This is a genomic window from Bacillus sp. UMB0728, assembly GCF_002858875.1.
In the GTDB taxonomy this organism is placed as follows: Bacteria; Bacillota; Bacilli; order Bacillales; family Cytobacillaceae; genus Bacillus_AB; species Bacillus_AB infantis.
Map to the genome: position 1 here is coordinate 338,351 of NZ_PKLA01000003.1, position 8,585 is coordinate 346,935.

9 protein-coding genes are annotated in these 8,585 nt (G+C 47.1%); all 9 read right to left on the reverse strand.

Features of this window, described 5'->3' with window-relative positions; translation table 11 throughout:
- Positions 1–141: 141 nt before the first annotated feature.
- Entirely contained in the window at positions 142–849 is a 708-nt protein-coding gene (locus tag CYJ37_RS12695; RefSeq protein WP_009791256.1) for a DnaD domain-containing protein, read from the reverse strand.
- A 227-nt stretch (positions 850–1,076) separates the two neighbouring features.
- On the reverse strand, positions 1,077–2,261 hold the full coding sequence (locus tag CYJ37_RS12700; protein ID WP_035401134.1) for a pyridoxal phosphate-dependent aminotransferase: 1,185 nt from the start codon (positions 2,259–2,261) through the stop codon (positions 1,077–1,079).
- 31 nt (positions 2,262–2,292) lie between these two features.
- A complete protein-coding gene (locus CYJ37_RS12705) occupies positions 2,293–2,766 on the reverse strand; it encodes a cell wall elongation regulator TseB-like domain-containing protein (RefSeq protein WP_094767165.1) in 474 nt (157 codons plus the stop codon).
- Between the two features lie 14 nt (positions 2,767–2,780).
- On the reverse strand, positions 2,781–2,951 hold the full coding sequence (locus tag CYJ37_RS12710) for a YpmA family protein (protein ID WP_101550168.1): 171 nt from the start codon (positions 2,949–2,951) through the stop codon (positions 2,781–2,783).
- Between the two features lie 243 nt (positions 2,952–3,194).
- Positions 3,195–4,043, reverse strand: a complete 849-nt coding sequence (locus CYJ37_RS12715) for a ComEC/Rec2 family competence protein (RefSeq protein WP_257964232.1) — start codon at positions 4,041–4,043, stop codon at positions 3,195–3,197.
- Between the two features lie 76 nt (positions 4,044–4,119).
- Positions 4,120–6,924, reverse strand: a complete 2,805-nt coding sequence (dinG, locus tag CYJ37_RS12720) for an ATP-dependent DNA helicase DinG (RefSeq protein WP_101550172.1) — start codon at positions 6,922–6,924, stop codon at positions 4,120–4,122.
- Positions 6,925–7,134: 210 nt separating this feature from the next.
- Positions 7,135–7,518, reverse strand: coding sequence for an aspartate 1-decarboxylase (gene panD / locus CYJ37_RS12730; RefSeq protein ID WP_009791263.1), 384 nt, complete (start codon positions 7,516–7,518; stop codon positions 7,135–7,137).
- Between the two features lie 21 nt (positions 7,519–7,539).
- Positions 7,540–8,388: a pantoate--beta-alanine ligase gene (gene panC / locus CYJ37_RS12735; RefSeq protein ID WP_009791264.1), complete on the reverse strand. Its 849-nt coding sequence runs from the start codon at positions 8,386–8,388 to the stop codon at positions 7,540–7,542.
- The coding region (locus CYJ37_RS12740; RefSeq protein WP_180827350.1) for a 3-methyl-2-oxobutanoate hydroxymethyltransferase at positions 8,385–8,585 on the reverse strand (201 nt) is incomplete at its 5' end. The genes panC and CYJ37_RS12740, both read right to left, overlap by 4 nt.

Sequence of the window (8,585 nt, forward strand, 5' to 3'; positions counted from 1 at the left end):
ATCACCACTCTGTATTTAAATATGTTTTCATTATCTTAACCTTTTCTCTATATCCTGTCCTTCCAAACGCTCTTCAAGCACCTGGAGGGAGCATTCAGGAAATCATACAAAAAGGGCGGGAGAAGTCCCCCGCCATTAACATTATTGCTCAAGCCAGTTGTAAAAAGGAATTGATTTTTGCTGAACAGGGCGTTCATCCGTTTTTTGCCTTGAAGACTGCGGCTGGTTTTGACGGAATTTGCGTCCAAAGCTCTTCGCCTGTTCAATTGTCTTGATCCCATTTTTCTTCCATTCAAATAAAATACGGTCGATATAACGGAAATTAAGCTTACCGGATATAACTGCCTCCCGCAATGCCGCTTTAATGATGACAGGGTCATGGTGGTCATCATCCATCCACATTGCCAGCGTTTCACATTCAAAAGGCGAAAGCGGCCTTCCGAATTCTTTTTCAAAGCATGTATACAGATCCATCTCTTCCTGCTGATGGGATTTAAGATCCTTTTGTTTGTCTTCGAGGAGGAATTGGTCAACCACCCTTTCCCAAAGGGGTTCAAGCGAATACTTTTCAAAGCGTATTCCCTCATCCGAAAAGCCGTCAAGAATTTCAATAAATCCTTTCTGGATCAGTTTCCGGATCATATCGGTGCATGCTGTATCAGAAATCGTCATTCGGGACGAAATTTCATTCGGGGTAGGAAAGTCTCTGCCTTTTTCAATAAAGGACGATATATGCAAAAGCAGGACGAGTTCCTGTTCAGTTATATTCATTTTATGATAGCGGGCCAAGAGGGCACCTGGTATGGACAGGCTCCCTTCCTGGAGCCACTTGATAATATTGTCTTTCATCCTGGACACCTCCTTTAAAGTATATCATGAACATTCAGGGCCAGTAAGGAGAATAACAGGCAACGCTGCCAGAAATTAGGTCTGAAACAGCACAGGGCATGAGTGCATATGAATAAAAAAATCCGCGTAAGCGGATCTCTTTATTTCCCTTTTATGCTGTAAGCGGAAAAGAGCATTGGCCATTCATGTTGCGCGAAAACGTCTCGCCTGCTGTTATGCCATTTAGATCACTGGGCCTTTTCTGCCACAAACCTGCGTATACGTTCAACAGCCTCTTCCAAAGATTCAAGCGAAGTTGCGTAGGAAAGGCGGATATTGTCCGGAGCACCGAATCCAGAACCGGGAATGACCGCTACCAGGGCTTCCTCAAGAAGCGCTTCAGCGAATGCATCTACATCTTTATAGCCCGTCATTTCGGCTGCCTGCCTGGCATTCGGGAATAAATAAAATGCGCCCTGCGGCTTAATGCAGGTGAATCCCGGTATAGACACAAGCTTTCCGTAGATCTCTTCCAGCCTGCCTTCAAATGCCTGCCTCATTTCCTCGACCGGATCCTGTGTGCCGGCATAAGCGGCAATGGCGCCGTACTGGGAAGCAGTGGCCGGATTTGAAGTGCTGTGGCTAGCCAGATCGGTCATTGCCTTGATGATCCTGCTGCCGCCAGCTGCATAGCCGATTCTCCAGCCTGTCATCGAATGCGATTTAGAAACACCATTCACGATGATGGTCTGCTCTTTTAATTCAGGTGACAGCTGTGCTATGGACACATGGCGGTTATTGCTGTATACAAGTTTCTCGTATATTTCATCCGATACGATCAGGATGCCTTTCTCAAGGCACACTTCCCCAAGCGCCTTCAGCTCTTCCTCCGTATAAAGCATTCCGGTCGGGTTGCTTGGAGAGTTGATGATGACTGCTTTGGTTTTCTCTGTAGCCGCATCCTTCAGCTGCTGCGGAGTGATTTTAAACCCATTTTCCTCAGAGCCTTCTGCATAAACAGGGATCCCGCCAGCCAGCTTTACCTGCTCAGGATAGCTGACCCAGTATGGCGTAGGGATGATGACCTCATCTCCTTCATCAAGAAGCACCTGGAACAGGGTGTACAGCACATGCTTTGCTCCGCTTCCGACAAAGGTTTCATTGATTTTGTAGTCAAGCCCCTGGTCTTTTTTAAGCTTTGCAGCTATTTCGGCTCTCAGCGCAGGAAGACCTGCAGATGGAGTATATTTCGTGTTCCCCTCATTCATTGAAGCCAATGCAGCATCTATGATATGCTGCGGCGTGTTGAAGTCCGGCTCTCCTGCCCCCAGCCCAATTACATCGCGGCCCTGTGCTTTCAGTTCCTTTGCTTTAGCTGTTATCGCCAGCGTGGAAGAAGGCGTCAGCGCCTCCACCCTGCCTGCTAGCTTTATTTTCATAGCTTGCGCCTCCATTTCATCCTCATCATAAATTTTCAATCCGCTTGAGCATTTCCCCAGTTTCGAAATGTATATAATAATAATTGATCAGGCCGCCATTAGAGCGGTAATACACTTCCCAGAGAGGAAAGCCCTTTTCCATCCCCAGCTTTGCAGAAATGATCTCTTTTGGCTGCTTTTCCCTTTTAACTATATCAATCGCTTCTTGTTTAGATATGCCGTCTTTTGCATTTTTGACAACCGGCTTCCCTTTTTTCTCAGGAACCCAGACAATGAGTTCTGTTCCTGCTTTATCCTGTCCCTGCAGGACGTAGAAGGTTTCCTGTCCGTGATAAAGGGTAAAACTGTCCATTCTCTCGAGTGCAGTCTCTTCTTTTGCCCTCTCAAACGCTTTTTCTGAAGCTGCTTTGACCGGTTCTGTTGAAGCAATATACACTTTAGCAGCTATCCCGATCAGAATGGCTGCCGCAATGATGCTGATGATGATCCATTTTTTCATATTATCACTCTGCTTTATGTACGATAAATGGTGAATACCGCTTTATTTTGATCTTCCTGGTCAAGTGCCAGGCCGAACATTAAATCTTTCTCCTTTAATGTTCTATTCAATGAATCGACGATTTTATACAAATCGGGGCTGTTGGCGATTTTTACAGTCGACAGCACTTCTATTTTGCTTTCCATTGTTCTGCTCCTCTCTCCGGACCTTTGACAAATATTGCAGCTGATAATACAGCCCGGACAGCTTATACTATCCATATAACAGGTCTTTGCCAATATTATAACAGGTGATGTTATCATCCGTTAACCAAAGATGCATGATTCACCAAAAATTTTCTTCTAGTCCACAACGTCTTTTAGCTGCGCAATCATGCGCAGCTTTTTTGTATATTCCTGTGTGCCTGCGCGTCCTATATGACATACAGGCTATCCTGCCTCACCCGGGGAAATTGTGATCACCTCATAATTCAAATCAGTGAACTTTATTGTGACCGTTCCATGGACCCCGGTATAATACACATCGATCCATGCTTCATGCAGCATTTTAAAAAGATCTTCATCAGGCTTTACTTTCCTTGACTGGAAGATGACGGCGATCTGAGGATCAAGATGTTTAATCAGCTGCCCTGAGACCGAATTGCCCTGCCCGAAGCCTGGCATTTTCACTATATTTACATCCGAAAGATTTTTTTTGAGAAGGGCCTTTTCTGCATCGAGGCTGCTGGAATTGAGCAGCAGCACCTTATGCTTCATAAGTGTAAGCTCAAGGTCCATACCTTCTTTCGGGTTTTCATTTTCGAACAGGACCTCTGCCTTCAAATTATGGAAAAGCTGCTGCTTTGTGCCCGCGCTCCATATATGGATATTCACCTCATCGAACTCTTCAAGCTCTCCCATCCGTTTCCGGGCCAGCCCCTGGCCTGCAACGAGCTGCTTAACACCGAATTCCCTTATGATGCTTCCGGCGTTCACCATGGAGTTCACATCTTCTTCTGTCATGATAATAGTCGATATTTGTTCCACATTATATAGTCCAAGCAGCCTTGACAGCTCTTCTCCAGAGCCTTCACCGCCTGTATTAATAAGAATATTCTCTCCATCCGGATGCTGAATTAAGGCAGATTCTCCTTCCTGCAGGGAAAAAAACGTGATTGCCAGCTCATTCCGTTTAAGCTTTAAATCAATGCTTTTTACTTCTGCCGGCAGGGATGGAGATTCAACCGGGACATAGTACCAGCTTGTGAACAACATAAGAAAGGCGAATAGCATATTCATCCAGAACTCCTCCAATGCTATCCTTTAGAGTGTGTCATCCGAAAATTTTTATCCTCTTATCCCGGCATATTTTACCTTATTGCAGCCAATCTTCCACAAGGTCAACAATAGCGTCCAGGGGGCTTACCTTAACTGGTATGCTTGGGATGGAATCAAGGAATGCCCTGCCATATGACGCTGTGACGATCCTCCGGTCGAATACAATAATTATTCCGCGGTCATTCTTTGTTCTGATCAGCCTCCCGACTCCCTGTTTGAAGCGAAGGACCGCTTCGGGGAGTGCGTGCTCGGAGAAAGGCCGGCCTCCCCTGCTCTGAATCGCTTCCTTCCTTGCTTCCCCCAGAGGCTCATCCGGAGGAGAGAACGGCAGCCTGACCATCACCAGGCATGAAAGATCTTCACCGGGAATGTCCACACCTTCCCAAAAGCTGCTTGTCCCAAAAAGAATGCTCTTGTCAAACCGCTGAAAGTTCCTTGTAAGCCTTGTCCTGCTTCCAGACGTGATTCCCTGGGCTATTAGGACATATTCCTCAAGAAAGCCGCTTTCCTTCACGAGCTCATAGGTCCTGCGGAGCATATCATGTGAGGTGAACAGAATCAGCATCCTCCCCTTCGCCGCTTCAGCCAGTGAGATGATATGCTCTGTGATCGCCGAAACATATTCCTCCAGAGGAACGGAATTGATTTCAGGCAAATCCGATGGTACGGCAAGCCTGACTTGTGAAGCATAGTCGAATGGGGACTCTATCAGTTCTGTCTGGCAGCTGAACCGGTCAAGGCCCAGTTCATCCATAATATAATCGAAAGACTGGCCGACAGAAAGAGTTGCAGATGTAATAACAGCACTTTTCTTCTGATTGAAGAAGCCGTCCCTCAGATTTCCTGCGACAGTAATCGGCTGAGAGTAAACAGTCGTGGCGTTCTGCATTGCTCTGCCGTCCAGCTCAACCCAGACAGCACAGGCTGTTTGCCCGGCAAATATGGTTTTCCTGATGCTTTCACGTACATCCCTCAGTTCGCCGATGCAGGCTGAGATCTCCTCCAGCAGCGCCTGGTCACCCGGTGCCAGTTCGCCGGTTAAAGGCACAAGCAGCTGAAGCCTGTCCTCCAGCGCTGAGATAAGGTCCAGAACCAAGAAAGAAAAGCGCTCTGCAGAAGCCTCCACCGCTTTGAAATCCCGCGGGGTTATATCTGTTAGCCTGAAGCTTATTTTGCTGGATGCATATTTCCTTGCTTTTAATTTCCTCTTTCCATAAATCCCTACCAGCTTAAAAAACTCATCCATCTCATACTGAAGATCAGCAACCAGCCTGTTAAGCTCAAAAGGATGAGCAGCACCGTCCATAGCGGCCCTGCCTTCAAGCAGCCGCTCGAGCTTATAGAGGAGCTGCTTTTGATCATAGAGCCCGATTTTTCCAAGCAGGAGCCGGAGAGATAAATAATCGATTGAGAAGCCAAAATGCTTTCCGGCGGCCTTGCTGAACTGATGCCCTTCATCTATGACTGCATAATCATATGAAGGGAAGATCTGATTTTCGCCTGAAAGACTGTTCAAAAGCATAGCATGATTGGTAATGATCAGATCTGCATTTTCTGCGCTCTTCCTTGCTCTGTTATAGAAATCCCTTGATTTCCAGCCTGATTCGCTGATGAATTTGCTGTCCCCGTTTTGTATCTTATTCCAGAAAACAGCACCGCCGCTGGAAAGGTTCAGTTCGTCCACATCGCCTGTAGCTGTTTCAGTCAGCCAGACCAGTATTTGCATTTTTGTAAGTGTAGTATCGTAATTATCATCCGCTTCATTCAATGACTGCTCAAATCGGGCAAGGCTTAAATAATGCTTTCTGCCTTTTAAGAGCACAGCATTGGCAGGGAAGCCCAGAAGTTTTTCAAGCAGGGGCAGGTCTTTTGAAAGCAGCTGCTCCTGAAGCTGGACAGTATAAGTGCTGATCAGCACCCTGGCTCCTTCCTGCCTGGCAAAAATGATTGCCGGAAGCAGATAGCCAAGGGTTTTCCCTGTGCCGGTGCCTGCTTCGACCAGTGTATGCTCGTTATTTAAAAAGGATTGATAGACAGCATCCATCATGGCAAGCTGGCCGGGGCGCAGTTCATAATCCGGAAATGCATTCTTAAGCATATCCTCTTTTTCCCGGCTTCCTGCGGGATAAACAGGAGCCGGCAGGCGGCTTGATGCTGCTTCCAGAACCCCGCCTGCCTTAATGGCGATTCCGTTATGTATTTCTATCCCTTCAGGAAGTCTCTCCGCCGTCCCTTGCTTTTTAAGGAGGATATCCTCCAAAATGAGATCAAGGTCGCTTTTCAGCCCTCCTGAAAGCTTTAGAAGCTGTTTGATCGTTGTCAGAGGCAATTCCTCAAGGCGTTCCAGAAAGATGTGCAGCAGTTTTGCAGTGGCATAGGCATCGCTGTCCGCCTGGTGCGGCCTATCATGCATGATGCCTTCTTTGGCAGACAGATCAGACAATTTATAGCTGTCAGAGCAGGGCAGCACCGTCCGTGCCAGCTCAACCGTATCGATGACCGGCCCATAAAAGCCCGGGAAGCCTGCATCCAGAAGCTCTTCCTGCAGAAAGGAGAGGTCGAACAGAACATTATGCGCCACAAAATAGGCATCCTCCAATAGCTCCATCACTTTAGGTGCTATTTCTGCAAACACAGGAGCATCAGAGACCATGCTGTCATTAAGCCCGGTCAGCTCCTCGATGAAGGCCGGAATCTCCTTCCCGGGATTGAGCAGGCTGGAATATTGATCGATGATCTTTCCGCCTTCCATGACTACCGCAGCGAATTGAATGATTTTATCGCCCTTTTTGGCGCTATTTCCTGTAGTTTCCAAATCAACTACTACATATTTATTACTCATCGGTTACACCTCAAACATTCAGTCATTCAAACGGTATCACAAAAGCGGAAAATAAAAAAGGCAAACAGCCTTCCCCATCATTATTTTTCTTCCCATCAGCACGGGGTTTATTCAGGATTCTATCCCAGGGACAGGAAAATGCCGCCTGCAAAAAGGGCTGCATTGCCGTTTTGCAATGCAGCCCTTTTTCTTTATAGTGAATGATCATTCTTAAAGTATGGTTGAAGCCGGCTCAGCATGGAGCAGACCGGTTATGCTATTGCCTTCTCCCATAATGACTACCTTAGGTTTATGGGAATCTACTTTTTCCTCAGGGACAAGGGCATAAGATATGATGATGACTGTATCGCCGACCTGGACAAGCCTTGCAGCCGCCCCGTTCAGGCAGACTACGCCGCTTCCCCGTTCTCCTGGGATGATATATGTTTCGAATCTTGCACCGTTATTGTTATTGACAATCTGGACTTTCTCATTATCAGCCATTCCTGCCGCATCCAGCAGGTCTTTATCAATTGTAATGCTGCCCACATAATTAAGATTAGCTTCTGTCACCTTTGCGCGGTGGATCTTTCCATTCATCATGGTGCGGAACATGTCTTTTCCTCCGATCAGTTGTTAGACTGCAATGATTATATTATCTATCAGGCGTGCATGTTTGAATTTAACGGCAAGAGCGATGATGATTGTGCCTTCAGCTCTATCTGTTTCTTTTAATTCCGGCCAGGAAAGAATCTCAGCATAATCAATGCTCCCCGAGCTCTCTGCTTTTATCCTGCTGCGTATGAGCGCTTTAAGCTGCTCTGTGTCCTTTGTTCCTTCCGCAATCAATCGTGCCGCTTCTGAGAGGCTCTCGTATAAAACCGGTGCTTCCTTCCGCTCTTCCGGAAGCAGCCTGACATTCCGGGAGCTTTTTGCAAGGCCGTCCGGCTCCCTTACCGTTTCTCCCCCTATTATCTTGACAGGGAAATTCAGATCATGTGCAAGGCTCTCTATCACTGCCAGCTGCTGTGCATCTTTTTTGCCGAAATAAGCTTTATCCGGGGAAACGATATGAAATAATTTAGAGACAACCGTTGCTACACCAGCAAAATGGCCTGGCCTGGATTTGCCGCATAATACATCGGTCTTTCGGTTTACAATGACTGAAACAGAAGGGACTCCGCCAGGGTACATGTCTTCAGGTGCAGGGCTGAAAAGGTAATCGGCCCCTTCGGCTTCTGCTAGACGGGAATCCCGCTCAAAGTCCCGCGGATAAGAATCCAGATCCTCTGCCGGGCCAAATTGAAGCGGATTCACAAAGATGCTCAGAACCATTACATCATTTTCTTCTCCCGCCCGCTTCAGAAGGGAGAGATGCCCTTCATGCAGATATCCCATAGTAGGCACAAACCCGATTGTACGGCCTGCCTTTTTTTCATCCAGCATGAGCTGCTGCATTTCTCCTGGTGATGTAATGATTTTCATGATTTTCCTCCATAAAGTCCTGCCAGCTCTTCCTCTTTCATCGTATAGCTGTGCTCTCCGGCCGGGAAGATTCCTGCCTTCACTTCAGTGATATAAGCTTTCAGGCCCTTTTCCGCTTCTTCATCCATGTTTGCATACCGTTTGACGAACTTCGCAATTCTTTCTGTCCCGTACGACAGCAGATCGTGATAGACAAG

Coding starts and splice junctions, on each gene's coding strand:
- panD (WP_009791263.1), bottom strand. CDS start 7,518: ATGTTCCGCACCATGATGAATGGAAAGATCCACCGCGCAAAGGTGACA.
- CYJ37_RS12715 (WP_257964232.1), bottom strand. CDS start 4,043: ATGAATATGCTATTCGCCTTTCTTATGTTGTTCACAAGCTGGTACTAT.
- panC (WP_009791264.1), bottom strand. CDS start 8,388: ATGAAAATCATTACATCACCAGGAGAAATGCAGCAGCTCATGCTGGAT.
- CYJ37_RS12710 (WP_101550168.1), bottom strand. CDS start 2,951: ATGGAAAGCAAAATAGAAGTGCTGTCGACTGTAAAAATCGCCAACAGC.
- dinG (WP_101550172.1), bottom strand. CDS start 6,924: ATGAGTAATAAATATGTAGTAGTTGATTTGGAAACTACAGGAAATAGC.
- CYJ37_RS12695 (WP_009791256.1), bottom strand. CDS start 849: ATGAAAGACAATATTATCAAGTGGCTCCAGGAAGGGAGCCTGTCCATA.
- CYJ37_RS12705 (WP_094767165.1), bottom strand. CDS start 2,766: ATGAAAAAATGGATCATCATCAGCATCATTGCGGCAGCCATTCTGATC.